The 939-nt window shown below is 64.9% G+C and carries 1 protein-coding gene; it reads right to left on the reverse strand.

Annotated elements, in window-relative coordinates:
- On the reverse strand, positions 1–939 hold a 939-nt coding region (locus tag EOB59_RS34940), incomplete at both ends, for a phosphatase PAP2/dual specificity phosphatase family protein (protein WP_164895868.1).

Here is a 939-nt window from a genome sequence, read left to right on the forward strand (position 1 = left end):
GTATCGCCACTGGCGGCGGCAACAGGTCGACCATCGGAAAGCTGATCCAGCGGCAATCGGCTGCCGCAGGCCTCTTAAGTTCGGCGGCGAGATCGATGACCGTGCCGAAGCTGCTGGCCTCGCGTGCCGTGGGAAAGCGCCCGAGAAAGACGCCGTCGGCAATCGCCATCTGGGGAGCAAGTTTGCGCGTCCAGGCCCATATGTTGGCCCTGGCGCCGAGACGGTAAGGCAAGAGCAGGACACGGCTTGCGAGCGTGATGCTGCCATCGGCGGATTTCTGGAACACTTTTTCGCCTGCTCCTGCATAGGCGAAGGCGACGATGGCCAGCGCCAGCGCCGGCCAAAGCAGGAAGAGCGCGACGGCGCAGAACAAGGCGCCGAGCGCTGCACCGGCCAGCGCGAGAACAGCGCCCAGCGCGTAGAACCGCGCCAGCCGCCGCGCTTTCACATCGTTGGTCAGCCGGAAGCCTGAAAACGGCAACGCGCCGCTGCGCGGAAACAGCCACAGCGCAAAGAACCCGAGCAGCGCGCCGGTCGGAATGTCGATGAAGTGATGCTGCCAGGTCGTCAGCACCGAGGCACCGATCAGGAAGCTCCAGCCATGCCAGAGCGGCAGGAGCAACCCGCGGAGCCGGTGGCGCCAATGATCCCAGATGATCACCAAAAGGGCGATGTGCAGCGAGGGCGCCTGGTTGAACGGCTTGTCGAAACCGCCGAGCACGGCAAACAGGAAGCCCGGCAGGCCGGTCGTCGCCGGTCGCACGAATGTCGCGGTCAGCGGGAACAGGATGAAGCAGATAACGGCGACGACCTGCGCGGTGAGATAGCGCCCGGCCAGGCGGTCGACGCCTTGCCTGTCGTTGTTGAGCAGCAGCGACAGGCCGTAGAACAGGTTGATCGACCAATAGGGCACGATGGTCCAGGCGACGAACGGAATAC

Origin of the sequence: Mesorhizobium sp. M7A.F.Ca.MR.176.00.0.0, from assembly GCF_004023165.1 — a bacterium.
In the GTDB taxonomy this organism is placed as follows: domain Bacteria; phylum Pseudomonadota; class Alphaproteobacteria; order Rhizobiales; family Rhizobiaceae; genus Mesorhizobium.